The organism is Bacteroides sp. D2 (assembly GCF_025147085.1).
Lineage (GTDB): Bacteria > Bacteroidota > Bacteroidia > Bacteroidales > Bacteroidaceae > Bacteroides.
On the sequence record NZ_CP102261.1, the window covers coordinates 4,649,344 to 4,676,030 of the forward strand.

Here is a 26,687-nt window from a genome sequence, read left to right on the forward strand (position 1 = left end):
GCAAAGGTAGCAATTTTTGTAGGTATTAAAAACAATAATCTGTATCTTTGCAAGGTTTTATCGATAGAACAGTAATTATTATCTATGAACCAACAATATCCTTCTATACTGCTTGAAAAGGCAGTCGGCGAATTTTCCAAACTTCCGGGTATCGGGCGTAAGACAGCTATGAGGCTTGTCCTGCATTTGCTCCGTCAGGATACGGCTACTGTGGAAGCTTTCGGGAATTCTGTTATAACTTTGAAACGTGAGGTGAAGTATTGCAAGGTGTGTCATAATATATCTGATACTGAAACTTGCCAGATTTGTGCCAATCCGCAACGGGATGCTTCCACTGTTTGTGTAGTGGAAAATATTCGTGACGTAATGGCAGTGGAAGCAACACAGCAGTACCGCGGACTTTATCATGTCTTAGGAGGAGTTATTTCTCCAATAGATGGAGTCGGACCGAGTGACCTTCAGATTGAAAGTCTGGTGCAGCGGGTAACTGAAGGTGGTATCAAAGAGGTTATTCTGGCTTTAAGTACCACGATGGAGGGTGATACTACCAACTTCTATATCTATCGTAAGTTAGATAAGCTGGGCGTGAAACTAAGTGTCATTGCCCGTGGCATATCAGTTGGCGATGAACTTGAATATGCCGATGAAGTAACCCTGGGGCGTAGCATTGTAAACCGGACACTTTTTACCGGAACAGTATAATCATTATTAATAATTTAAGAACGAACATGGAAGAACAGATAAAACGAGCTGTTAGAAATTTGAATATTAGTTATGTTTTCTTTTGGGTGCTCCCGGCTTTTTTGCTTGGGGCAGGAGAGTTCGAACTCTTTCCCGTAGGAGGTTTGGTAGATAATGCACAAGCTATCTACTATTTTGAGACAATCGGCATTTTGCTCACGGCTTTGTGTGTACCTCTTTCTCTTAAATTGTTTAGCTTGGTGCTTAAAAAGAAGATAGATCATATGACTATCACGCTTGCTTTGAAGCGATATGTGCAATGGAACATTGTTCGTTTGGGAGTACTTGAGGTAGCTATTGTAGTGAATCTTTTGTGTTACTATCTGACATTGAGCAGTACGGGCAATCTTTGTATGCTGATTGGTTTGACAGCATCACTTTTTTGTCTTCCCAGTGAGAAAAGATTACGTAATGAGCTTCACATTGCAAAAGATGAGAAACTATGAGACAATCTTTCTTAATGAACGAACGTATTTATCTTCGTGCAGTAGAACCGGAAGATATGGACATTATGTACGAGATGGAAAATGACCCTTCCATGTGGGATATTAGCAATTTTACGGTTCCTTATTCCCGTTATGTGCTTCGTCAATACATCGAAGGCTCACAGTGCGATGTGTTTGCTGATAAGCAATTGCGGCTGATGATTGTACGCAAATCTGACCAGTGCATACTCGGTACAATTGATATAACAGATTTTGTGCCCCTTCATTCGCGGGGAGAAGTAGGGATTGCCGTCCATAAGGATTATCGGCAACAAGGTTATGCTACTGATGCATTGAAATTACTTTGTGAATATGCTTTTGATTTTCTGTCTTTAAGTCAACTCTATGCACATGTCATGACGGATAATAAAGTGTGTGTAAAACTGTTCACCTCTTGTGGTTTCGTTCAATGCGGATTATTAAAAAACTGGTTGCAGGTGGAGGGTTGTTACAAAGATGCATTGCTTCTCCAATGTTTGAATCCTAAGAAATGAGATATTAATTGAGAGTAGGCACTTGTGGGAAACGTGACCACGTTTCATACTTGCTGCCTAACTTCTCTAAAGCTTTTCGCCACATATCTTTAATATTGTTTTTCATCAGATATGATTTCTCTTCCTCGGACACCAACCAAGTGTTTTCTCTGATTTCGTTGCTCAACTGTTCGCTATCCCAACCGGAATATCCCAAGAAGAAACGAATGCATTCACTGATTTTATTCCCTTGTAATATATATTTTTTTATTTCATCAAAATCTCCATTCAGATAAAGCCCTTTACTGATAGAAATGGATCCGGGGATATCAGATAATGTGTGGAGATAAAATAAGGTATCAGTGGCAATAGGTCCACCTTTATATAGAGGAATCTCATCTAGGTATTTAAATTCCAAGATGATATCGTTAAGGAATAATGGCAGTTGCTTGTTGATAACCAATCCCATACTTCCTTCATCCGTATGATCGACCAGTAAAATTACGGATCTGCCAAACGTTGCGTCACGTAGAAAAGGTTCTGATATTAAAATCCTTCCTCTCGATGGCAACACATTATTCGATTGAATCTTAAATATGTCAGAGTCGATATTCATGCCACTAAAGTAAGAAAAAAAACGGAATAACAATCGTTCTTTCCGTTTTTTTTCATTTTAAGAATGGCTTTTATGAATATCTTATGTCAAATAATCAGGCTATCGGATGATTTTCAGCAAATAGTTTCATTCTTTCATCCAGTTGAGCATATTGGTGGTCTTTAATAAAAGAGGTACACGCGCGCAATCCTTCCTGATGGCTTCCTGTAGTTACTAATGAAATAGCACTGACTCCGTAGTACATCAATTCTTTCGCCAGTTCGCCACTGGTCATTCCCGGATAACCGATGGTGAAATAAAATCCGTCTGCAATCGGCTCGCCCAGATCGTTGTCATATACCAGATGAAAACCGTGACGGAGGAAGATTTCTTTTAATTTCTGTGCTCTTTCACCGTATATCTTCACTTCGTTGAGGAAATTATATTGTCCTTCATTCGCTGCTTTCAGCATGGCGGCCATGGCGAACTGTGCAGAATGACTAGTTCCGGAAGAAAGTGCATAAAGCACACGGTGAATGAAAACCGTTCCGAAAGTTCCGCCACCATATCGTTTAGTCAGTCCCGGATAGCTTCGGTGGTATAGTTTATCAGAGATACAGCTTACACCAATACGTTGCCCGGCATAGCTGAATGCTTTCGAGCCGGAAATCAGCAATATGTAATTGTCCGTATAATGGGCAACCGATGGCTGAAAAGGAGGTTGATACGGCTTGCTTAAATCTTGGCGGAAGTCCATGGCAAAATAAGCCAAATCCTCCAGAACAATCACATCATATTGTGTTGCCAATTCGCCGATAATCCGTAATTCTTCCTCTTTCAGGCAAATCCAGCTGGGATTATTGGGGTTTGAATAAATGATGGCTGATATATTTCCTTTTTTCAGATAGCTTTCCAGTTTCTCTTTGAGTTTTTCTCCGCGGTAGTCATACACATCAAATGTTTCAAACTTTTGTCCCATTACAACCAACTGCTGTTTCTGTACCGGAAACCCTGGATCGATAAACAAAATCGTATCTTTCTTTTCGTCACATTGGCTGCAAGTAAGAAATGAAGCGAATGTACCTTGCATGGAACCGGTGACAGGCACACAACCCTCCGGGCTTAAATCTACGTTGATGAATGCTTTGATAAAGTTGGATGCCTCTTTCTTTAGTTCCGGCAATCCGTTGATGTCGGGATATAGACTGGCAATGCCATTTTGTAGCGCTTCAATTTCCGCTTTCACGCCTACTGCGGAAGGAGGAAGTCCCGGAACACCCATTTCCATTTTAATAAATTCAACTCCCGATGCTGCTTCTGCTTTTGAAGCAATAGCTTTCACTTCACGAATGGTAGCTTTGGAAAAATCGACAATTTGAAACTCATTGATGGTTTCATCAATCAGATGTCGTTCAATTGGTGTATTTTTCATTCTATTTTCTATTTTATTAGTAGCTGCAAATGTACACGATAATTCTTAATAAACCCACTTTTTCAGAAAAAAGATACTGAAGCTATTGCAGGTTTCAAAAAAATATCTACCTTTGCATCCGCAATCGAGAGAGATGCTAAAGTGAATATTTTGGTGCGTTAGTTCAGTTGGTTAGAATACATGCCTGTCACGCATGGGGTCACGGGTTCGAGTCCCGTACGCACCGCGAACCTTGTAACTCTCTGTAAATCAGGTATTTACAGAGAGTTATTTTTTTATCTGTTTTTTAAATTAGGGGCTGATAATCAATCGATTACGTTTCTTGTTCTTTTCTTTTTATGGTATTTTGACCATATTCTTGTGGTTAAATCGTCTCTTAAAATCATGATTTGTCGTTTTTCGGACACAAGTAAAGTATGTATGTTTGTATCTGTAAAAAACAAACTTTTATGAAACATACATTTAAAATTAATTTTTATCTGAAACGTAGTGTTATTAGAAAAAATGGCAAAATGCCAGTTGTTATGCGAATTATTATTAATGGAGAGCGAACAGATGTACATCTACCTATAGATATATGCTCTTCGATGTGGAGTGTTGAATTTGGACGTGCTTCAGGTAAAACGGATGAAGCGCGTCAAGTTAATGTCTTTTTAGAACAAGTACATGCTACTTTATTTACATATTATCGTCAGTCATTGGTGGAAGGTGTAATTGTAACAGCAAAAGGGTTGAAGCAGCGCTTTGTACAATTAGGAGTGCAACCTCAAACTTTGCTTTCAATTTTTAGAAAGCATAATGATGATGCCTATTTAATGGCGAAATCAGAAGGTATAAGTATGTCGACATATAAAAAGTATGATTTGGCGTTCAGGCGTGTTGAACAATTTATTGCAAAACAAGGTAAAACTGATATACAATTGTGTCATTTAGATATGTGCTTTATAAATGATTACGAACTTTTTTTAAGGACAGATTGTAAATTAGGGATAAACATGGCTGCAAAGATGCTGCAGATTTTAAAAAAAGTTGTATTGTTAGCACGAAATCTAGGGATAATTAATTTCAATCCCTTTTTAAATCATCATACGAAACGAGAAGAGATTGGTATTCGCTATTTAACGTGGTCTGAATTAGAGAGAATTAAGCAAAAAGAAATAACTATCCCTAGATTAGCATTTGTGCGTGATTTATTTGTTTTTAGTTCTTATACCGGTTTGTCTTATGCCGATATACGTAAATTGTCTGAATGTCATATATCTAGTTTCAAAAATGGGTCTTTATGGATTATGCAAAATAGAACAAAAACTGGACATTTAGCAAGAATACCGTTACTCCCCCTGCTGTTGAAATACTGAATCGTTATAGAAAAGCGGATTGTGAACTTATTTTTCCTGTAATGAGCAATCAAAAATTGAATAGTTATCTTAAGGAGTTGGCCGATATCTGCAAAATAAAAAAGGTGCTTACCTTTCATGCAGTAAGACATAGGGAAATCTTCAACTGTATGTATTTCAGCGTATTGCAAAACTGAATTTGCAGACAGGTAACGATTTAGAAACCAGCTATCATTATTCGCTGATTAGCTTCGTTTTCAACAATACATTAAGAGCGACTTAACTTGGTGTAAAGGTACAACATATTCCTTATTTTGCCAACGATATTGGCTAAATCTTATTTCAACTCAAATGTCTATATTCTGTGATTAGGTATGACGGGAAAATCTTATCTTTGCAGGCTCAAACTATTGTAAATGTTTCAAATAATATCATTAATAGCAGTGTTTCAGGCATTATTCTTCGGTATACTTGTTATCACCAAGAAGAATAAAAGTATGCTCGACAAGCATGTTTCGGCATGGTTGCTATTTCTGACTATACATATTTTGTGTATCTCCGCATCACAAAGTGAAATCATACCATATTCAAGTAGTTTCCTTTATCCAAGTTATATTTTGGCAGGGCTACATGGTTTTTTCCTTTACTTGTGTACTAAATCTTTAATGAGTAATTCCCCAAAAGATTTCCGTAAAGAATACATTTCAATAGCTGGGTATATAGCGATTGCAGTTATAGGATTTATTTTTTATAATTCATATCCGCAAACTATAACCGTAATAACAAGAATATTAGCATTTCTATGTAACGCTTTGTTCATCATTCTTGCTGTTAGACTCTTTCACAGATATAAGAAATTTTTGCAAACTCACTTTTCCAATATAGACAAGTTGAGTTTTAACTGGATGAGATTTCTTGCTTTTGGATTGATAATCCTATTGAGCGGGGCATTAGTATTGGTTTTGTTAAGTGAAATCTTTTCATTTCCCGTTTCGTTATATAGCGTATTTGCGATTATCGTCTTGTTGTTTGTAAATGTATTAGGATTTCGGGGCATTAAACATAGTACAATCTTCAATCAGACTATTATTCCATATAATCAGGGTCAACCAGAAAAACAACCTGCAACGAACAAAGAAGAAACTTCATACGCTAACTATGGTCTGAAACAAGAAGATGCAATTATTCTTTCCGAGAGGTTGAAAACGTACATGGAGGACGAGAAACCATATACCAATATGGATTTAACTCTTAAAGACCTTGCCTCTGCTTTGGATACTTATCCGCATTATATAACCCAAGTATTGAACACTCTTTTCAATCAGAACTTTTACGAATTTATCAACACCTATCGGGTGGAAGAAGTGCAGAGACGATTGCATGATTCTCAATTCATGAATCTAACGATTTTAGCTATCGCATATGACTGCGGTTTCAATTCCAAATCAGCTTTTAATAGAATTTTCAAGCAAAAAACGGGATTAACTCCGAGTGAATATAAAAAACAATAATCTTTTAGTAATCAAATAAGAACCAGTCCTGCTCATATGAGTGGGACTTTTTTGTTTTATCCGATATGTCCTACTCGTGCGAGTGAGACGATCAGTCCGTGCAAATACTCGTCCTTTGCAATGTTTTGCACAATCAACATTATGATAGTAAATGACAAAAATCAGAGAAATTTTTCTCAAAACAAGAAAAGAAGAATTGGAACAGATATACTGTTTGGAGCTTTTGTGCTGGTAGCAATTAGCGGTTTTATTCTTTTGTATATGAAGATGACTTCAGACAGTGTAGTATTAATGATAAATCAATGGTGGTGGGCTTTTATACATAGAATGTCGGCTTTATTGGCTCTCATATTTACAATGCCTCATGTATATAAGCATAGGAAGTGGTATAAAAAAGTTTTCACACCAAAGCCTAAAAGTAAAATAACGGTAATACTCTCTATTAGTTTCGCTATCACACTTCTTACCATTATTGTATTAGCCGTCAAACGAGATTCTGTTTCATGGGAGATTGTTCATTCTCTCGTCGGCTTCATAGCCGTTGCATTTATCATTATCCACGCATTGAAAAGATACCATATAATCAAATAGTAATAAAGGCTCTATGCCACTGATTCTTCTGATAATGTTCCTTATTGGGAAAAAGATAAAATCAAATCAATTAAAAATAAGCAGTATGAAAATCGAAACAATTAAATCAAAAGGATTTGCATTGTCAATTATCTTATTTCCGCTCATGTTGTTGTGCGGATTTCTAATGCACCCAGATCTTTTAGAAATGAAAATGTTGCACACAGCACAAGATCTTGTGGATAGGTTTCACAACAATCAACTTTATCATATCGGGCATTTTATCGTTATGATGGCTGTTCCGCTCATAATTGTAGTTATGGTAGGAACAATGAACTTGCTACAAGGCAAAGGCAAGAAGCTTGGGTTTTGGGGTGGCATAATAGGCATATTCGGTGCTTTTATCCTGGCGGTCGATAAAGGGGCTTTATGTTTGGTCATGTCGGCTTTCGATACTATCCCTGAGCCCCAGTTTCAAGGACTTTTTCCGTATTTGGATGTAATAGTGAAAAAAGCGGGGCTTCTTTGGATAGTATATTTCTTGCCGCTCTTGCCGTTGGGAGCAGTCATTCAGACTATTGGACTGATGAAGGAAAAAATGGTGCAAAAATGGCAAGGTATCTTAATAATAATCGGGCTTCTTTTATTAAACAACCCCGAAATAGAACTTATCAGCACCGTTGGAAGCATCTTGATGTCTATTGGATATGTTTCTTGGGGAATCAAACTATATCGTAATTCAAACTGATAAAATAATCGCTATGAGAGATTTTTACACACGTCTATCTGCGAAAATCCAAACAGAGCTGCAAAGCATTGATTTGGAAGGGTGCGACATTCCTATAAAGGAATCTGTCAGAATGATTAAGTATCTGGAAGATCGCTTGTCTGAACTTCGGGATTATTTTCTCGTTTTGAAGTCAATAACCCCGGAAGAAGAAATAGTCTTTTTCAAAGAAATGAAGCCCGAATTGCTGGGGCTTCTGTTGTATTTCAATAAGATACACAATATTGAGTTGAAACGTCCTATCGGGAGCAATGAAACTCAAAGCGAGTATTACGATAAGGAGTTAATGAGCCTGACGTATTTCTTTGAACGGAATTTGGATTTTCACCAATATTATAGAGCCAACTCAACCTATTTAGACGAGCAATACTTTATAAGAGGAAAATCAAGTCTTCAACTTTGTGTAGATAGCGCGAAATACATACTTGATCCGCTGTTCTCGACAGGGTACGATTATAAGGTGGCGAAGATTATCTGCAATGAAATGTTAAGGATATACCTGAACAAGAAAAAGCATAGCATCGAGAAACAAGTCATTATCAAAAAGAGCCGGGAATTATTGCCGAATAACAATTTGAAGTGGACTGGCTCCAAATCCGATGCTATCGAGTTAGGTTACTCCATACGGGATAGCGGAGCTATAAACAACGGAAATGTAGATGTAAAAGAGATTATGAACTTTTTGGAAGTCAGCTTCGATATTGACTTGGGTGATTATTACAGAACCTATGTCGCTATCAAAGGTCGGAAGAAGGACAGAACTCCTTTCCTCAACAAACTTATCGAAGTCCTTATCAAAAGAATGGAAAGGGACGATTCGGAATAGGGAGAAACAATAACAACCATTAGATAGGCTAAGTTTCATGGACTTTCACTATCTTTGCAAAACGAAAAAAGAATGAAATCGCAGAATAATTCTGCATAAAATATAACATAACGTTCGCAGAACGTCTCGTTACGAAAACTGGTAATTTTCAAATGAATAGAGGCTACTGTGCAATGTTCATGCTATCATCGTATAGCGTGGACTTGCCTGTTTCTATTCATGGGTATACCAGTACCTCGTAACGGAGCAGTGTGAGTTCCACGCTTCTTTTTGCTCCGGCGTTCCCCGAAATAAATACATTATCAATATGAGTAAGATTAAGGCACACGTGGCAATATCGCTGGACGGTTATATTGCGCACACGGACGGAGAAACAAACTGGATACCCGGAGAACTCGCAAAAGAAATATCGGAGATACACCAAACATCCGAAATACTACTAGCTGGTTTCAACACCTATGAGGCTATTTTTGAACAATGCGCCGGAAGCTGGCCGTACAAAAATACCTATGTTATCTCCCACCATGACTTTTCTGCCCTCGCAAATAAAAACCTGCAATTCCTGTTCTGCGATCAGTTTGAACAAATTTCCACATTGAAGAAAGAGGCTGCCGGAGATATATCGGTTATCGGTGGTGGTAATCTGATAACTTTCCTGCTCAACAATGGACTACTGGACGAACTAAATCTTTATATCGTACCTGTTTTGCTCGGCGATGGCATCCGTTTTTTAGGCAAAACCTACGATGTAAATGTTAAATCCTCGAAAACCGAAGAATATAAGGGAACGACAAAAATATGTTATATTCTCAATTAGAAATTATATTGCTGTAATCAAGGTATTTAAGCACATTTCTGCATTCTGAAAAACTACCATGTTTATACCAACTTGGTAGTTTTTGTTTTCTGTCTGAAAAGACCTCAAATCAGCTCGACTTTAACATAAATCCGGCTGATTTTCTTATTTACAACCCTAATTTTTAACTAAATAAACATCTACCAACTTGGTAATACCTTGTCAATTTTATAGATTTCAGCACCCGATCTTTGCAGCAAATCAAATAGTTACGGATATGAAAGTAATAACAATCGAGTCGGAAGTGTATAAAAGGCTGGTGAGGAAAATAGAATGGCTTTACTCCTATGCAAAAAAGCAGGAGAAAGAGAATGCACTCCCCAACCCCGACCCTTCGGAGATTTGGGTTAGCGACCTGGAAGCTGCTGCCATTCTTCGGGTGAGTAAACGTACCATGCAGCGGTTACGGAGCAACGGAGATATTACCTATTCCATCAGAGGAGGCAAAGCATGGTACACACTGGCAGAGGTTAAACGCTTGTTACTGGGTCGTGTGGTAAATAATGATAAGCCGGAAGGAGGTAAGCCATGAGTGAGGACGCAGGCTTAAGAGATTGGATGCAGGAATGGTTCGAGCAATTCATGGGGCGTTTTGATCGGTTAGATAAATTTATGGATATTATGAGTGGACGACATAATGTATTGAATGGCGAACGGCTTTTGGATAATCAGGATTTGTGCCAACTACTGAACGTGAGTAAGCGGACGTTGCAGCGTTACCGTTCTGCGGGCGAATTGACCTACATAACCATTCATCACAAAATATTTTATACGGAGAAAAATGTAGAGAAATTCATCCGCGACCATTTTTCCAAAGGAGATAATGATAGCGAAAAAGAACCGGAGCCATTGCGTTAGCTTTTCTGATTTATCCATTGTCAAGACCCCGTGCTGTCGTGAGATAGAGCGGGGTTTGTTATTAAAATGAGCCATTTCTCTTTTGCAACTATTTGATTATAAATAACGATGAAGTATCTTTGTATCGAAATGAAATCATATAGTAATAAGATATTTTCAGATGAACGCTTAGATTATTCTTGTTCTTACTGTGGTGGAGACACCCCAGTAACAAGAGATCATGTACCATCACGGATTTTATTGGATGACCCTTTTCCTGAAAATCTGCCTCTTGTAGGGTGCTGTCAGAAATGTAATAATGGCTTTTCAAAAGATGAAGAATATTTTGCATCTGTCATAGAGTGTATTATTCATTCTACATCAAACCCCGAATTGCTATCGCGAGAAAAGATAAAGAGGGTGCTAAGGCATAACTCAAGACTCAGACAAAGAATCGAATCTTCCTTTATTAAAGAAGATCCAATATTATTTGATGATATTGAGCAAAGGCTTTATTTTAAAATAGAATCTGAAAGATTTGATAATGTGCTAATTAAACTGGCAAAAGGTCATGTTAAATTTGAACATAGTACCCCGATGTTTGAAGACCCTGACGTCATTTGGTTTAAGTATATTAATGAATTGTCAGAAGATGAACATACCGCATTTTTTAACATTGAGGATTCTGGGAAAATTACAGAAATTGGAAGCAGAGCTTTCCATAAAACTCATGTTGATAATGTAATGCAAACTTATCATAATCAGTGGGAAATTGTTCAAGAAGGACGATATGTATATTGTGTAAGCAATGATTTAGGACAGACGGCAGTAAGAATAATCTTAAGTAATTACTTAGCGTGTTATATCGTATGGCAATAATCAGGACATTTGTCTGAAAGACATAAAAAAGGCGGATTGTTCCGCCTAAAAAACTATTTCCGGTTCAGTTATGAGTGCCGGAATACATAACCGTCATCGAACCAGTAGTCGGTCATAAACAAATCGCGGGCGAACTTTTCATAGTCGAAATAAGTTTTCGCAAATTCTGGCAGTTCGTAGCATTCTTCAACGACTTCATACGCATAATCTTCTTCATCTTTGTATGCGCCCTGAAAATCATCCTCGAAAGAGGAAATAAGGCCGTTTATATCTTTAGAACTTAAGTCATAGCTTTCGTGGTTCAGCCAAACCTCGAATGCCTCTTTTTTATCGTCGTCTATATCTTCTATGGCTTCGATAATTTCAAATATGTTATCGGACAGCCAGCTTTCACCTATTAGCCCAGAGGGTATATATTCCCAATCCTGAAACATCAGTTCCGGGTCTTGTTCGTCCTTGTGTAATTCGCGGCAAGCCTCGTAAAATTCGTCTTTATCGGAATAATCCGAAAGGTCTAACCACTTACCGAAAATTGAACCTTCATTATACTTAGCGTAAGTTCCTACATAAATCCGTGCTTCTGATATATTTTCCATAACCTTAATTTTTTAATCGGCATCTGCCGGGTTGATTTTTTATTCAGGTGCATTTCCGGTGTAGGAATTAGGGCTGTCAAGTATTCACGGATAAAATACTACCCTGAACTTATGCGGTGTGGAGATTTTTCCGGGAACCTGCAAGGCTTGTGCTTTACTGCCCGTTAAGATTCCGTAAGCACCTTTGCGCCATGATAGAAAATAACCCACCGGGGCGATGCCGTATGTGTTAAGGTGGAAAATTTAAGATGCCGTATTTTTAATACTTATGCCTATGTATGGAGGCGCTTATGAGTAAGTGGTTGCCTGCCGTAACCGATAAGGAAGATAAAATAGGTTGCCGTTTCAACCAGACGAAAGAACCGTTAATAGTATAGGATTGGGAATGCCCTGCTTATAAAGGGGAAATAATGCCGCTTATATGCAAATGCAAGCCTTCGTATATGGACGAAAAAAGGCATCCGAAGCCTTGCCCCGGATGCCCACCACTAAAAGATCAATGTTAAACGACTATTCCGAATCGTAGAACAAAGTCTTTCAGTGGCAAAGATAGTGAAGATTTTACTTAGAACGTCGTTTCTTGCTAGCTCCTTTATTCTGCGGGAACTCAAAGACTGTTTTATAGTCCGTATCGAATTTGACTGCTGCCTCAAACGTGCTTCCGGTTTTACTGCTTATGAAACCTTTAATAAAAGCGGTCTTGCCGTTCATTAAAAGGTCTGTCAGTTGTCCGTCCGTTAATTCCTTTTTAGCAATGGAACGCCAAACGGTAAGCCCGCAGTTTTCATTCAGGCACTTGGCGACTTTATTGTAGATAACCACATTCCCGCTCTTGCATTTCGGGCAAGGGCATGACTGGCGGTTATTCTGCTGCTCAAAAGTCATATCCAGCAATTCGGAAGTTATCTGTGAAGCGTAAACCTCTATCGCTTTATGGAATGTAGAGGCATCCATATTGCCCGATGCAATCTTGTTCAGGGCTTGTTCCCATTGCCCGGTCATGGCAACGTCCGCTATCTTCTTATCCTTTACCGCCAGATAGACGACCAGCCCTTTGTTTGTCGGGACAAGCGATTTTTTATCCCTTACGATATATTCACGGGAGAAGAGCGTTTCGATAATACTTGCACGGGTAGCGGGTGTTCCGATACCACAATCCTTCATCGCCTCGCGTTCTTCTTCGTTCTCTACTTCCTTACCTGCGCTCTCCATCGCCGCCAACAACGAACTTTCAGTGTGAAGTGGGCGGGGCTTGGTCTGTTTCTCCTGTATTTCACAATCACGGACAGATAGACTATCACCTTCAATGAGGGCGGGCAGAACTGCCGTATCGTCCTCATCGTTTGGCTCGTCCTTAAAGTTAAATACTGACCTCCAACCGGGGACGAGCGTAACGCTTCCTTTGCAGGAAAAGTGTACGCCGCCCGCGTCAAGCGAAACGGTGGTGTTCTCTTTGATGCAGCGTTCGCCGAAGGCTTCGAGCATACGCCCGGCAACCATATCGTAGATAAGCTGTTCATCTTTGGATAATCCGGTAGCCGGATCTTCCGTAATAATCAGCGCATGGTGGTCGGTAACTTTCGTATCATCCACCGAACGGGTATTGAGTGTATTATCGAACCTGCTGTCAATATATGCCCCGAAAAGCGGATGCGAACGAAGTATAGCGATCAGGTGCGGTATTTCCTCCAGTACATCTTCGGAGATATAACGGCTGCCTGTTCGGGGATAAGAAATCTTCTTTGCTTCGTACAATGCCTGTGCTATCGTCAGGGTTTTATCTGCCGAAAAGCCATGTTTGCTGTTGGCTTCTTTTTGCAAGGTGGTAAGGTCGTAAAGCAGGGGCGGTTCCTGTTTGACTTCTTTACGCTCCACCCCTGTAACCTGTACCGCTCCGGCAGCTTTGACCTGTGCCGTTACCTCTTCGGCAATAGTTCGAGTAACGAATTTATCTACCGAAAGAGCGGGAAATGCCACAGCATCTTTCGCCGTATGCAGTTTCAGGCGGAAATAGGTTTGCGGCTTGAAATCCTTGTTTTCGAGGTATCGGCTGCAAATAATCGCCAGTGTCGGGGTCTGTACCCTGCCGAGCGACCAGACACCATAGCCAGCCGAAATCGAAAGTGCCTGACTTGCATTCAGTCCTACTAACCAGTCAGCGGTGCTACGGGCTTTCGCCGAAGCATACAGGTTGTCGTAATCACTGCCCGGACGAAGGGTCTGGAAACCATCACGGATGGCACGGTCGGTAAGTGAACTTATCCACAAACGGCGGAACGGAAGTGAACTGCCTATATATTCAAATATATAGCGGAATATGAGTTCTCCTTCACGTCCTGCATCGGTGGCAACGATAATCTCGTCCCCGTTACTGAATAGTTCCCTGATTACTTTAAGCTGTTTCATTACGCCGGGATCGTTCTTATACTCCTTGCCCTCTTTTACTTGACGGGGCAACAGCTTAAATTCTTTCGGGAGTATCGGCAAGTTCTCCCGCTTAAAGCCCTCGATGCCGTAATGCTCCGGCATGGCAAGCCCTATCAGATGCCCGAAAGCCCATGTAACGGCATACCCGTTACCCTCTATATAGCCATCTTTCTTGTTGTTTGCGCCGACTATGGCTGCTATACTCTTAGCCACAGACGGTTTTTCTGCAATTATAATTTTCATTTTAACATTGATTTTTTAGTGGTTGAAATAATGATTACATCTTGCGCCCCTTACCTTTCTTCGGAGCAGCAGGAGATTGTTTTTGTTCCTGCTTCTGCTCCTTCTTCTCCGCCTGTTTTTCGGTAGGCTGCGACTGACCTTTCTTTAATGGTTCGGTAGAATGCTTGGTCGCCTCGTTGGTCTTACCTTCATTATTTACAGCGACCTGCGTTTTACTTTCTGCGGCGGGTTTAATGTTCTGTCCCGATTGGGCTGCCTGCTTCGCCTCGATAGCGCGTACCTGATCGGGATGCTTGCTACTATGACGAACCTTACCTTTGTCTTCGTCAATCCATACCCACGCATTGTACTTCTGTCCTTTCTGGTCGGTCGCTTCCACTTTCTGCGCTCCCGAAGCATCCTGCTGTTGTTTGGGCTTTTGTGATTCCATGTCCTTAACATAGATCGGTTCTTTATTGCACAGCTTGTCGAAATCTTCGCGGGAAAGTTGTACGCCGCCTTGTTTGGAATAGACCCATATCTCACCGAGTTTACGGGCTTTAGGCATTTTCTGTTCCTGACCTTCTGCCTGCCCCTCGCCCTGTTTGGCTCGCCGCTCTTGGTTGAACTGCTGGCGTTGCTCATCGCTAAACTTGAAATCGAAATTCTTACTTGCAGCGTTGTACTGCACGAAGCGGTCAATCTTCTGCGGCTGTTCTCCCTGCTTCGTTTTCTTATCCATACCCTCAATCCAAACAGCTTTACCCTCTTTCAGTCCTTGCTGTTGCTCTTCGGAAAGCGGGGCATTTTTCAAGGTCTGCGGAATATAAATATCCTTCAATGCCATTGCCTCGAATCGGTTGGTGAGTTTGTCAAGGGAGATAAGCGAAGATACTTTTTCGCCTCCGGCTACGGGTTCGATGTCGAATACACGTCCGCCGTGCCCTGTCTTTAGGAACTGTTCTTTGTCCTGATCGGTAAAGACAACTCCCATAAAGGGTTTTTCAAAATCGGGCTGATCCTGCTTGGGATGGGTCGCGATTTTAATACTACCGTCCGGCTGCTGTTCCAGTGATAAGCGGGCTTGCATGGGAAACTCCTGTCCATCAACGGCAGGCTTAATATCGACCAGACCGGGCGACTTATGCCCGTAAACCATTGCTTTGAGAGCATCTTGCAAACTCTCGCCGGAAAGCCCTAACTTTTCAACTTCTTTCCAGTTGAGCTTATTCAGGTCTAAAGGTTGATACTTGCCCGTAAACTCTACCTCTATGCGTATCTTACCGTCAAATTTGACGCGGTACGGGTCGAGTGCTTTGTCTTTGTGGTCGATACGGATAAGTTTGTCGAAGAAAGCCGCAACCTTATCTACGGCAGATTCACATACAGCGTAAACGCCCGTGTGCGATGGGTGGCTGAACTGCGCCGAAAACTTCTTGAAGAAATTCTCCAACGCATTGCCGTTGGTGTCAATCTTCATAAACTGGTCGGCGTTCTCTTTCTTGGGATCGACCGCTTTTAGCTTGCCGTCCTGCTCTCCTGCGATGGCTTTGAGTTTGCCATCTTCGCCCTGTGTCAGAAAGACTTTAGGCTCTTCATTTTTGACTTTTTTTTCGTCCATAATAAATATGTTTTTATTCTGCATTACTATTAATGCAGAACGAAAGTAAGCCTAAGTAATGGATTGACTGCAAGGATTTAAGAGGGTGGATGCTTGTGTCCGGGGTTGTCTGGGGAGGTTTCGGAATCGAGGAGTAAAAAGAATGAAGTATTTTGTCCAAAACACTCTACTTTAGTGGGGATCATTTCAGATATATCAGAAAATAGTGTATTTTTGTAACCTAATTTATACTATGCATGAATCATCGCTAATTCAATGAACAAGATAAAAGAGATACTTGATAAAAAAGGGGTTAAACAAGTTTGGCTGGCAGAGCAGTTGGGCAAAAGTTTTAATGTGGTCAACGCATATGTACACAATCGAAGGCAACCCTCATTAGAGACTTTGTATAAAATAGCATCAATATTGGATGTTGATGTTAATCAGTTACTGTGTTCTAAAGAAGAACTTAAAAAAGGAAATGAATAAATAATATGGCAACAGCAAATCAATTAAAGACCCTTATTAAGAGTCATTTTGAAGAAAACAATGAGAAGTTCAATACTGTTGCTCTTCAGATAGCTGCTCATGAAGCCAAGTTGGGACATTCCAATTTGGCAAATGACATTAAGCAAATTATTGATAATGGGAAAAAAACATCTCCTAAATTAAAACCTTTAAATTCAGAATTACAAGGTTTGGTATTAGAAGTAGAATCTGATAAGAAATTATCAGATTTAATAGTTCCGAGCGAGATAAAAGACCGTATTAATAGAGTCATCAGAGAGTTTACACATAGGAACAAATTATTGAGTCATAATTTAGAAAACAGACGAAAGATACTATTTTCCGGCCCTCCCGGAACAGGGAAAACTATGTCAGCATCAATAATTGCGAATGAACTTCACTTGCCTATCTATGTAATATTAATGGATAAAGTTGTTACCAAATATATGGGAGAAACAAGTGCGAAACTTCGTCAAATATTCGATTTAATCGTTGATAGGCCAGCAGTTTATTTATTTGATGAGTTTGATGCTATTGGTTCTCAACGTGGGAAGGATAATGATGTTGGAGAAATGCGTAGAGTTCTTAACTCATTTCTTCAATTTTTAGAAAGAGATAATTCCGAAAGTTTAATTATTGCAGCTACAAATAATTTAGGGATGTTAGATCAGGCTTTATTCAGAAGGTTTGATGATGTTATCCATTATAACCTTCCCTCTGATGAAGAGAAAATACAACTCTTAAAAAGTAGGCTTAGCAAAAATGTAACAAGTAAGGATATGAAAATCCTTTTACCTATGCTTGAAAATCTTAGTCATGCTGAAATAAATCAAGCATGTTTAGATGCGATAAAAGAATCAGTTTTGAATAACTCTGATATTTCTCTCTCCTTAATAGAAAAAACAATTAAAGAACGCACAATGGCATATAAAATCTAATTATTATGGGTAGATATGATCATATTAAACTTCCTGATTTAGCAGATACAATTCGTTATTCTCCTGGACAAAAGCCAGCAGGAGGGCCAAATGTTCCTAACAGAGATAGAGCTTCTCATGCTGCTTCTTTAGAGGATAAATTTGATAGGATGCGAGAGGCTGACAGTAATATGAAAGTACAGCGAGGTGCACTTTCGTTGCCCACTCGTACAGGCACATACGTGGAATTTAAAGGGATGCAAAATTATGATCTGGTTACTCAAAGCCTTGAAGCCATTAATGCTGGGATGCGTTTAATGAATGTTAGAGATATTACAGATATTAATGGAAATACAGATACTTATGCGACAGTATATATACCAAGAGGACAGGAAAGTAAATTTCTGAACAAATTACGGGATTATGCAACAAAGGTTACTCAAAAGGGAAATCCAAAAAATCAGAAACTGATTAATAGTATAGAAGATATACATATAGCCTTACTTAATTCATTTTGGACAGATTCACCACAGCTTCTTCCTAATGAAAATTATAATTGGTTTGAGGTGTGGATAAAAGTGGATGAATCTACTAATAAATCCGAACAAATAACCCAATTCACTGATTTACTTACAACATTGGAAATTAGTTTCAAATCGAACTATTTACTATTTCCAGAAAGAGCTGTATTGTTGGTATATGCAAACAACGAATCACTAATTCAAATTCTAAATAGTTCAGATAGTTTAGCTGAACTAAAAGCAGGAAAAGAAACTGCGAACTTTTGGACAAACGAAAGCCCAAGTGATCAGAATGAATGGGTTGAGGATTTGTTAAGTAGACTTGTGGTAAATGACCAATCAAATATATCAGTTTGTGTAATTGATACTGGTGTTAATAGTGGACATAAACTACTCTCTCCGGTGTTGCAAAGTGCTCATTGCCTTGCCTATGATAGCCAATGGACTACTGCGGATAGAAAAGGACATGGAACAATGATGGCTGGTGTTTGTGCTTATGGTGATTTATCACGTTCTTTAGAACATAACGCCCCTGTAGAAGTAAAGCATACCTTGTGTTCGGTAAAACTACTTCCAGACGTTGGCGAAAATCCGAAAGAACTTTGGGGAGATATTACAAAACAGTGCATTTATAAGGCAGAAATAACAATTCCAGACAAGAAAGTCCTGAATTGCATGGCTGTAACATCTTCTGATACGCATGACAAAGGACGCCCTTCTTCTTGGTCTGCGGCTTTGGATGATATGTGCGTAGGAACATCTGAAGAAACCCCAAGATTAATAATTGTTGCAGCAGGAAATGTAAATGATGAAGAAGTGTGGAATAATTATCCGGATGGGAATACTCTTCAATCAGTACATAATCCGGGGCAATCATGGAATTGTTTAACAATTGGCGCATATACGGAGAAAATTCAAATAGACGACAGTGATTATGATGAATTTGAACGAGTTGCCCCAAGTGGAGGTATCTCACCTTTTAACTCAACATCCTTTTTATGGGATAAAAAATGGCCAATAAAACCCGATGTTGTTTTTGAAGGTGGAAATTTAATAAAAACGGGAAATGACTTTCCTCCTTATACTGAACATGATGCTTTAGGAGTCCTTACAACTTCAAAGAATATTCAGTTTAGACAATTTGAGTCTTTTAATATGACAAGTGCCTCTTGTGCTCTTGCTTCAAATCTTGTAGGCGAGATTGCGGCAATCTATCCCGATTTATGGGCTGAAAGCCTTCGTGCACTAATCATACACTCTGCAAAATGGTCAGATACAATGCTTCGCCAATTTAATGTTGCAGGAAGAACTAATATAAAAAAGCTTTTACGCTCTTGTGGCTATGGTATTCCAAATAGAGAACGTGCGCTATATAGTACAGAAAATGGATTTACTTATATATCGCAAAGTTCCTTAAAACCTTATATAAAAAATGGTTCTACAGTTTCTCTAAATGAAATGCACTTCATTGATTTACCGTGGCCGAAAGAATTATTAGAGAGTTTAGGAGAAATAAATACAACATTAAGAATAACTCTTTCTTATTTTATTGAACCAAGTCCCGGTGAAATAGGATGGAAAGACAAATATACTTATCAATCTTGTGGTTTAAGATTTGATGTTAATAATCCACAGGAAACGCAAGACCAATTCAAAAGGCGAATAAATAAGTATGTAGAGTCAGAGGATGCTGATGCTGCCAATATCGATTTAGTAGAAAATGATAGCGGGAGATGGTTAATAGGGATGAAAAATAGAAGTGTCGGATCTATTCACAGTGATATGATAATAACAACTGCTGCTGACCTTGCTTCCTGTAATATGATTGCTGTTTTTCCAGTTGGTGGCTGGTGGAAAATGAGAACAAACCTTAATCGATATAACAGTCGGATAAGATATTCTTTGATTGTATCATTAGAAACTCCGGCTACAGAAGTTGATTTATATAATGTTGTTACTACAAAAATAGCAGCAATGGTTGAAACACCTGTTGAAATAAACATCCCTGTTTAGAATATACTTCATAAGAGTAGAGCCGCCCAACTGAAGGAGCGGCTCTAACTATATTCTATTCCTCCTTCGGCAACAACTTCGATAATTCCGGGTCAGCCTTTATCCTCGCCAACTCATCGGCGACAATCTGTTTGGCTTCCGCTTTAATACGGTCGTAATTCTCCTTAATCATTTCTTTCATGCGATCAACGCCGTTTTCATCTACAAAGTTGGTAATAACAGGGATTTTCCTGTACGCCTTTGTTTCGACAGCAACCCGCTCGTTATCGACTACGATTTCGCAGTGGAAAATTTTCTGCTCTATCCGTTCATCGAAATTATCCGCTACTGCCCCGACAAACATTCCCTGTGTCAGATTAGATATTTTGGACGGCGGTATCAAGCTATCCATTTGGGTAGAAATGGAAGTCGATTTATCGTTACGGTTTATCGTCATGGACTGGCGTTTCTGTAACACTTTACCGAAACGGTCAGACAGCGTTTTCGCCGTATCGCCGACCACCTGACCGGAAAAAATATTACCAACGGTATTCATCACAACAGCCGCCTCTTTATCTCCATAGTCACGTTTTAGCTGGGAAAAGTCCTGAAAGCCCAACAGCACGGCAACCTTGTTGCTTCGGGCAGTGGCTATCAGGTTATCCAATCCTTTGAAGTAGATAGTCGGCAACTCATCAATAATCACCGAAGATTTGAGTTGACCCTTTTTATTTATCAACTTCACGATACGGGAATTATACAATCCGAGAGCCGCGCCATATATATTCTGCCTATCGGGATTGTTACCGACACAAAGTATTTTCGGATCATCCGGGTTATTAATATCCAGCGTAAATTCATCACCCGACATTACCCAATATAATTGTGGACTAATCATGCGGGAGAGCGGTATTTTCGCGCTCGCAATCTGCCCCTGTAACTGGTCAGCAGCACCAGATTTCCACGCATCCATGAACGGCGAAAGGTAGTTTTCGAGGTCGGGATAAGAGGTCAGAATCGGGAAAATATCTTCATAGCTTTTATTCAAAAATTCGATGGCGTGTGGAAAAGTACAATACTTTCCGTCCTCGTAGATGCGCAAATACCATATAATAGCTGCGAACAGGATAATCGGCGATTCCACGAAGAAGTCGCCCTGTTTCTGCACCCACGTCCGGTTCAAGTTCAGCATTATCGTATAAGCCGATTCGTAAGCATCCGAAATATCATCCATGAATGAAGGATTAATCGGATTGCAACGGTGGCTGCGGCTGGGGTCGTCAAAGTTAATCACATAGAAAGTCGGTACTTTCTCGTAACCTTCCCGGTTGTTCAACAAATGGTTATACGCGATAGTAGAAAGGTCGGGAAACTTGAAATCATAGATGTAACCCGTATAACCCTTCTCAATCTGCTGTTTGATGAATTGGTTTACCACGGCATAGGATTTACCCGACCCCGGCGTACCTAAAACAATCGCTGCCCGGAATGGATTTACTACGTTTATCCAACCTTTCCACTGCTTCTTTTTATACCAGAATTTTGTCGGCAAATTGATAGAATAATCGTTTACCATCAACTTTGTTTCCTGCATAAACGATTCGTTTTCCGTGTTGAAAACATCGTCAAACATATTGTTTTTGAGCAGGCGGCTTATCCATGTACCCGCCATCAATAGCAATATGTAACCTACCGAAATGGTAAAAATGTAAAACCCGGCATTGGCTACTTTAGGTAACGGCAATGCTAATAGCCACCAGTTCAAGAAAAACAGGACAAAACCAATAGCGAGGCACACATAGATTTTCGTCCATGTAATCTTTTCCTCTTTCACGCCCTTTGTTCCCAGACAGGACAAAGCGAGAAATACCACTGCGAATATTTTGGTTATCAGGATTGAGCTAAACAGCCCTGCTGTCCGTTGAAAGTTCATCAGGATTTTATCAACTACCCCGATATTGATTCCCCACTCGTGCATTGCCTCGTAGCAGAACCAATACACATTTATCACTACAAATAAAATAGAGAGCGCACGCATAAAGTCCATCACTTTAGCCAAGCCCCTCAAATCATCTTCATTTTGCATAATCGTAAAAATTAAATTGTTATTATTTCAAATCTTATAGCTGCCTGCCATACCTACGCTTTTTCTTTTTCTTGCGCTTTATGGTCGGCTGCTGATTGTCCTGCCCTCCGGTTTCGGGGGTAAGGACAGAGAACAGGCTGCTTGCTGCATCGTCCACCGTAGAGTGGCCGGACTGCGGTTCAGGTTGTTTGTTAGTAGGCGGTTGATTGTTGGGGCGTACATCATCAGACGGTTTCGGCTGCCGGGTTTGCAGATCCTCGCGGGGCGAATCATCTGCGAACCGTTCGTTAAGAACATTTGCCGAAAACTCCTTACCCAGACGCGAACCGTTCAATACCGCCCGCTCGTTATGGTCGATAAACGTAACCCCGAATATGCGTCCTTCATCGTTGCGGCGAAGCACCAAGTCAATGCCTTTCTTTTGCAATGCCTCCCGGAACTCGCTTTCGGTGCGGGCAGTTGCAAGTGAGGCGGCAACCACAATACGGGTACGGGCTGGTATGCCGTCCGCCTTGATTGTTTCTTTCGATGTACCGAACTGTTTTTCCAACACCTCGATGCCGAGAGCCTTGCCGAACAGGGAGGATTTTAAGGGCTTACCGACACGGTTGCCCTCACTATCCAATGCCGAGTAAACCAATCCCCGGTAAGGCTTGCCCTTATTCTCCCCTTTGATTTCCTCTACTCCTATATTATATAAAGAAAGCAGGGCGCGATATTCTCCGAGCGTTTGGAAACGGTACATTTCCGAAAGTGGCTTGATAACGTTTGCCACTTGTTTTTTTAAGTTCCCCTGGCTAACGTTTACCGGAGCAAACTGCCACGCCTCGCCCTGCTTCTGACCGTTGGCGGGAATCAGGTTATATTCCTTTTCCAACTCCCGCCGGATTTTGTTACTGCGGTCTTTTTCGAAGCTGTCGGGAACAAGCGTACCATCGGGACGAACACGGGTCGAAACGATGTGGATGTGCTGGCGGTCTATGTCCTCATGTTTGAAAATCATGTAAGGCTGCGAGCCATATCCCAACCGCTCCATATACTTTTGCCCGATCTCGGCAAGCTGGCTGTCGGTCAGCTTATCGTCCGGGTGCGGGTTCAGTGAAATATGGATAACAGGTTTTTTAGTAGTGATATGCGAAGGCATAAAACGCTCAAAATCCTGCATACAGGCGGTGGCATTGAACGCTCCATCGGTAGGTTCAATCACTAAATTAGTTGCCAAAACCTTACCCAAACCCCCGTCCACTTTCTCCTGATTGTAGGAAAGTGCGCCGTACAGATTACTCCCGTGCGAGATTTTTGCCACCATTTTTTAGAGGTATTTCGCCTTAAACTGCTCGCATAGCTGCATCACTTCGCGCCCGATTCCCGCCAGCTCTACGGTCGCTTTCTCCAATTTATAGAGCAAAGCGAGGGCTTTTTTCTCCCCGAAATTACTGTGGAGTTCCTTTACAATCTGGTTGTAATTCACGCCAACGCTTCGGAATTGACTGTGTAATGCGGTCAGCTTTGCAGTAAACTCGACAGCCGATGCGTCCGTTTTTACCACCCGGAACTCATCGCCAAAGATGCGGGCACAGATAAAAGCAGACAGCGAACTTATGCCCGACTGCTCGAACATGGCAAGAAATCCGGCGTGCTGTGTGTCCGTCAGGTTCACTGTCAGCCGATGTTTCGCCGGGTCGTTCTTCGGGGGTCTGCCCCCCTTTCCCCGTTTGCGGGGTTCTCTTTTTTCTTCGTTCATAACATTAATCTTTTAGTGGTTATATGAACGCTACGGACGGTTCAGACCGTCTTCATTTTTCCCGACTTCGGAGAGGAAAAACCCCTCTGGAAGAGCAAGAGGGTTGTGTTGCAAAAAACGAAGTTTGCCGCAAACAACACATCTTGCTATTTGCCAAAATGCAAATACGTTTTGCCCGCAGGGGGCATCTTCCAATCCCGAACTTTCGGGATATAAGACTGCCCTTCGCCGGGCAATTTATGAGTGCCGAGCCTGTCTTAAAAATCGGCATGAATACCCCGTAGCATTTCATGCTGCAAAGTTACGTTGATTAAATAATACGCTGTATATCAGCAGGTATAGACAATCCCGGACAGAAGCTACCACCCCTCGAAAATATAGTTCAAGTATGAAAAAGAAGGCGTTTATTTGCCCCCGGAAAGTGATTTGGAAAGAATAAACAGAGGTAAAAAATCAGGTGTGTTCCAAAGATTAAATGCAGATATGTATAAATGAAAAATTGTCTGTTTGAACAAAGGAACAAGTACACAGGATTTCCAAAACGCACGATTTTATTTGAAAATATAAAAGCATAAAAATCTGAAAGCGTGTTTGTGTTTTTAAGATTTTGAAAGCATACGATTTCAAACAGGAAGATAAACAAATATGTATGCAGGATAAGGCTTGCAGAAATAAATACAGGTATGAACAAACATTATCATAATCAAATAAATGTCTAATTAAAAAATTGTGAACATGAAAAAAGAACCGAAGTATGTAGCGTTCAGTACGCAAAAAGGGGGAGCAGGTAAAACCACCCTGACCGTTTTGGTCGCAAGCTACCTGCACTATGTGAAAGGCTACAACGTAGCGGTGATCGACTGCGATTTTCCGCAACACTCAATCGCCGACCTGCGCGAGCGGGATTTTAAGATGGTGGACGATGACGAGTATTACAAGGGAATGGCTTACGAACAGATTACCCGCTTGGATGGTAAGAAGTTTTACCCGGTCGTAGAGAGCAGTACGGAAGAGGCGTTGAATGATGCCGAGGCGTTATGCGAGGAAGAAGAATATGATTTTATCTTCTTCGACCTACCCGGAACGCTTAATAACAAGGATTTGGTAGTAGCCCTTGCCAATATGGATTACATCATTGCCCCGATCGCTGCTGACCGCTTCGTATTGGAAAGCACACTTAACTACCTGATCGCTGTGCGGGACACAATCGTTAATCCCGGAAAATCCAATATCAAAGGGATGCACCTGCTTTGGAATCTTGTCGATGGGCGCGAAAAGTCCGACCTCTACGAAGTTTATGAGGCTGTAATAAAAGATTTAAGTTTTCCGGTTATGAAAACCTTTGTCCCCAACAGCCTTCGTTTCCGAAAGGAACAATCCATCAGCCACAAAGCCCTGTTCCGTTCAACGATATTCCCGGCGGATAAAGCTCTGGTCAAAGGCAGCAACATTGATGCTCTTACGGATGAATTACTGGAAATCCTAAAGTAATCGGGCTATGGCAAAAAGAGCAGATACAAGCGGGTTAGACAAAGGTGCTGTAATCAGTTATGCCAAACCCAGCGTCCGGGAAAAGGTTTTGAAGCCTTACGATCCGTCATCCAGTGAACCTGTGCCGGAAACGGAGCAAGTGCCGGAGTTGCCGCAGGAAACAGAGGTAGAAACCGAACCAGTGAAAGAGAAAGAGCAGCCCCGCGAGGAACCGAAACGGCGGGAGAATAAGGTGCAGGAATACGAAAGCCTGTTTTTCAAGGAAGCCGCCATAAAAACCCGGAACGGAAAAGTCGTGTATATCCGCAAGGAACACCACGACCGGATAATGAAAATTGTCCGTGTGATCGGCGAGAATGAATTTTCCCTGTTCAATTATCTGGATAACATACTGGAGCATCATTTCGCCACCTATCAAGATGAGATTACCAAATTATACCGTAAGAAAAATACGGATGTATTTTAAGTTATTACTATGGAACGATATATCATTTCAGCAATCATGCTATACGCATTGGTTGTCGCTATTTACCTGCTTCGGGAACGGATGCAAAAACGAAAAAAGAATGCAGCGAAAAATTCCGGTTTCAATCCGTTTCGCTCCTCCCCGAAAGAAGATATAGTCGGTAAAAGCAAATTTGACCTTAGACAATCCCGGACAGAAGCTACCACGCTGATTAATAACGAAAAAGGGATTGAAAATGAGCCTATATTTGCTGACGAAAACAAAAAAGATACTCCGGTAACACCCCCTTTGGTTGAATCGGAAATAGTCTTATCAGCAGAGAATATGACGGATGAAAATTCAAACGAAATCAATTTAGTTATTGAGAACACAGCCCCCGAATTTGAGCCGGAATATAACAATGAGGATATAGACAAAGAAGAAACAGAGGACGAAGATACCGAAGGGGTTGCCGGGGTTTCGATAGCTCTCGGACTTGGCTTCGATGAACTGGCGGGGATGGTGCGGACGGTAGAAACTGCTGATGCTGCAACATCCGAAGAAAAAGAAGAAGCCGGGCGGGTACTGGTCGAGATACGAAAGACCGAAATGTTCGATCAGGTAGTTGGCGATGAACCGAAGAAAAAAGTAGTGTCCGCACTAATGGACGATTACTTCTCCGCTTTCCACCGAAAGAAACGGGAAGCGGGAGAAACGGACGAACCAATAGTAAAAGCACCGAAAGATTTTAATGTACGCGGGTTTGCGTAAGATGTAAAACAAGTAAAAGAACAAAGCAAGATGAAAGAA

At 40.8% G+C, this 26,687-nt stretch carries 26 protein-coding genes and 1 tRNA gene; 19 read left to right on the plus strand and 8 right to left on the minus strand.

Annotation, left to right across the window (positions count from 1 at the left end):
- Positions 1–84: 84 nt before the first annotated feature.
- The 3 genes from recR to NQ505_RS16940 are packed head-to-tail and all read left to right on the plus strand — an operon-like array spanning position 85 to position 1,720.
- Entirely contained in the window at positions 85–702 is a 618-nt protein-coding gene (recR, locus tag NQ505_RS16930) for a recombination mediator RecR (protein ID WP_008999422.1), read from the plus strand.
- Positions 703–728: 26 nt separating this feature from the next.
- Positions 729–1,187 carry a hypothetical protein gene (locus tag NQ505_RS16935; protein ID WP_008999423.1) on the plus strand — a complete coding sequence of 153 codons (459 nt, stop codon included), beginning with the start codon at positions 729–731 and terminating at the stop codon, positions 1,185–1,187.
- Entirely contained in the window at positions 1,184–1,720 is a 537-nt protein-coding gene (locus NQ505_RS16940) for a GNAT family N-acetyltransferase (protein WP_008999424.1), read from the plus strand. The genes NQ505_RS16935 and NQ505_RS16940 overlap by 4 nt, the downstream gene beginning before the upstream one ends.
- 4 nt (positions 1,721–1,724) lie before the next feature.
- Here NQ505_RS16940 and NQ505_RS16945 read toward each other — a convergent pair whose 3' ends face one another.
- Both NQ505_RS16945 and NQ505_RS16950 read right to left on the minus strand, forming a co-directional pair.
- Entirely contained in the window at positions 1,725–2,315 is a 591-nt protein-coding gene (locus NQ505_RS16945) for a YqgE/AlgH family protein (RefSeq protein WP_032853627.1), read from the minus strand.
- A 94-nt stretch (positions 2,316–2,409) separates the two neighbouring features.
- Entirely contained in the window at positions 2,410–3,726 is a 1,317-nt protein-coding gene (locus tag NQ505_RS16950) for a pyridoxal phosphate-dependent aminotransferase (RefSeq protein WP_008999426.1), read from the minus strand.
- 152 nt (positions 3,727–3,878) lie between these two features.
- On the opposite strand from NQ505_RS16950, the gene NQ505_RS16955 reads away from it, so the two are divergent.
- From NQ505_RS16955 to NQ505_RS17000, 10 genes are all read left to right on the plus strand, one after another.
- Positions 3,879–3,952 (plus strand) — tRNA-Asp (locus NQ505_RS16955).
- A gap of 223 nt (positions 3,953–4,175) precedes the next feature.
- Positions 4,176–5,084 carry a site-specific integrase gene (locus tag NQ505_RS16960; protein ID WP_008999427.1) on the plus strand — a complete coding sequence of 303 codons (909 nt, stop codon included), beginning with the start codon at positions 4,176–4,178 and terminating at the stop codon, positions 5,082–5,084.
- Positions 5,085–5,560: 476 nt separating this feature from the next.
- A complete protein-coding gene (locus tag NQ505_RS16965; protein WP_157179078.1) occupies positions 5,561–6,574 on the plus strand; it encodes a helix-turn-helix domain-containing protein in 1,014 nt (337 codons plus the stop codon).
- A 141-nt stretch (positions 6,575–6,715) separates the two neighbouring features.
- A complete protein-coding gene (locus NQ505_RS16970) occupies positions 6,716–7,165 on the plus strand; it encodes a hypothetical protein (RefSeq protein ID WP_032853572.1) in 450 nt (149 codons plus the stop codon).
- Positions 7,166–7,250: 85 nt separating this feature from the next.
- On the plus strand, positions 7,251–7,892 hold the full coding sequence (locus NQ505_RS16975; RefSeq protein ID WP_008999430.1) for a hypothetical protein: 642 nt from the start codon (positions 7,251–7,253) through the stop codon (positions 7,890–7,892).
- 13 nt (positions 7,893–7,905) lie between these two features.
- A complete protein-coding gene (locus tag NQ505_RS16980) occupies positions 7,906–8,757 on the plus strand; it encodes an RteC domain-containing protein (RefSeq protein ID WP_008999431.1) in 852 nt (283 codons plus the stop codon).
- Between the two features lie 307 nt (positions 8,758–9,064).
- Complete coding sequence (locus NQ505_RS16985) at positions 9,065–9,574, plus strand: dihydrofolate reductase family protein (RefSeq protein ID WP_008999432.1); 510 nt, start codon at positions 9,065–9,067, stop codon at positions 9,572–9,574.
- A gap of 256 nt (positions 9,575–9,830) precedes the next feature.
- On the plus strand, positions 9,831–10,145 hold the full coding sequence (locus NQ505_RS16990) for a helix-turn-helix domain-containing protein (RefSeq protein ID WP_008999433.1): 315 nt from the start codon (positions 9,831–9,833) through the stop codon (positions 10,143–10,145).
- The gene (locus NQ505_RS16995) at positions 10,142–10,471 is read left to right on the plus strand and encodes a helix-turn-helix domain-containing protein (RefSeq protein WP_008999434.1); all 330 of its coding nucleotides are present in this window, start codon (positions 10,142–10,144) and stop codon (positions 10,469–10,471) included. The genes NQ505_RS16990 and NQ505_RS16995 overlap by 4 nt, the downstream gene beginning before the upstream one ends.
- Positions 10,472–10,600: 129 nt before the next feature.
- Positions 10,601–11,329, plus strand: coding sequence for a hypothetical protein (locus tag NQ505_RS17000; RefSeq protein WP_032853630.1), 729 nt, complete (start codon positions 10,601–10,603; stop codon positions 11,327–11,329).
- Positions 11,330–11,397: 68 nt separating this feature from the next.
- On the opposite strand, the gene NQ505_RS17005 is transcribed toward NQ505_RS17000, so the two are convergent.
- From NQ505_RS17005 to NQ505_RS17015, 3 genes are all read right to left on the minus strand, one after another.
- Positions 11,398–11,925, minus strand: coding sequence for an antirestriction protein ArdA (locus NQ505_RS17005; protein WP_008999436.1), 528 nt, complete (start codon positions 11,923–11,925; stop codon positions 11,398–11,400).
- Between the two features lie 561 nt (positions 11,926–12,486).
- Positions 12,487–14,595: a type IA DNA topoisomerase gene (locus NQ505_RS17010; RefSeq protein WP_008999438.1), complete on the minus strand. Its 2,109-nt coding sequence runs from the start codon at positions 14,593–14,595 to the stop codon at positions 12,487–12,489.
- A gap of 34 nt (positions 14,596–14,629) precedes the next feature.
- Positions 14,630–16,195, minus strand: coding sequence for a DUF3945 domain-containing protein (locus NQ505_RS17015; RefSeq protein WP_008999439.1), 1,566 nt, complete (start codon positions 16,193–16,195; stop codon positions 14,630–14,632).
- 255 nt (positions 16,196–16,450) lie between these two features.
- On the opposite strand from NQ505_RS17015, the gene NQ505_RS17020 reads away from it, so the two are divergent.
- The 3 genes from NQ505_RS17020 to NQ505_RS17030 are packed head-to-tail and all read left to right on the plus strand — an operon-like array spanning position 16,451 to position 20,132.
- Positions 16,451–16,663, plus strand: a complete 213-nt coding sequence (locus NQ505_RS17020; protein ID WP_008999440.1) for a helix-turn-helix domain-containing protein — start codon at positions 16,451–16,453, stop codon at positions 16,661–16,663.
- Between the two features lie 5 nt (positions 16,664–16,668).
- A complete protein-coding gene (locus NQ505_RS17025) occupies positions 16,669–17,619 on the plus strand; it encodes an AAA family ATPase (protein WP_008999441.1) in 951 nt (316 codons plus the stop codon).
- A gap of 5 nt (positions 17,620–17,624) precedes the next feature.
- The gene (locus tag NQ505_RS17030) at positions 17,625–20,132 is read left to right on the plus strand and encodes a S8 family peptidase (RefSeq protein WP_259825625.1); all 2,508 of its coding nucleotides are present in this window, start codon (positions 17,625–17,627) and stop codon (positions 20,130–20,132) included.
- A 55-nt stretch (positions 20,133–20,187) separates the two neighbouring features.
- Here the strand turns inward: NQ505_RS17030 and mobC are convergent, their stop codons facing one another.
- From mobC to mobA, 3 genes are read right to left on the minus strand one after another with little or no spacing between them, the layout of a single operon-like run.
- Complete coding sequence (mobC, locus tag NQ505_RS17035) at positions 20,188–22,197, minus strand: conjugal transfer protein MobC (protein WP_008999444.1); 2,010 nt, start codon at positions 22,195–22,197, stop codon at positions 20,188–20,190.
- A 34-nt stretch (positions 22,198–22,231) separates the two neighbouring features.
- Positions 22,232–23,506 carry a conjugal transfer protein MobB gene (gene mobB, locus NQ505_RS17040; protein WP_008999445.1) on the minus strand — a complete coding sequence of 425 codons (1,275 nt, stop codon included), beginning with the start codon at positions 23,504–23,506 and terminating at the stop codon, positions 22,232–22,234.
- Positions 23,507–23,509: 3 nt separating this feature from the next.
- Positions 23,510–23,941, minus strand: a complete 432-nt coding sequence (gene mobA / locus NQ505_RS17045; RefSeq protein ID WP_008999446.1) for a conjugal transfer protein MobA — start codon at positions 23,939–23,941, stop codon at positions 23,510–23,512.
- 735 nt (positions 23,942–24,676) lie between these two features.
- On the opposite strand from mobA, the gene NQ505_RS17050 reads away from it, so the two are divergent.
- From NQ505_RS17050 to NQ505_RS17060, 3 genes are read left to right on the plus strand one after another with little or no spacing between them, the layout of a single operon-like run.
- Positions 24,677–25,432, plus strand: a complete 756-nt coding sequence (locus NQ505_RS17050) for a ParA family protein (protein WP_008999448.1) — start codon at positions 24,677–24,679, stop codon at positions 25,430–25,432.
- A 7-nt stretch (positions 25,433–25,439) separates the two neighbouring features.
- Positions 25,440–25,898 (plus strand): DUF3408 domain-containing protein, encoded by a 459-nt coding sequence (locus NQ505_RS17055; protein WP_008999449.1) that lies wholly within the window; start codon positions 25,440–25,442, stop codon positions 25,896–25,898.
- Positions 25,899–25,907: 9 nt separating this feature from the next.
- A complete protein-coding gene (locus tag NQ505_RS17060; RefSeq protein ID WP_008999450.1) occupies positions 25,908–26,648 on the plus strand; it encodes a hypothetical protein in 741 nt (246 codons plus the stop codon).
- Positions 26,649–26,687: the final 39 nt, after the last annotated feature.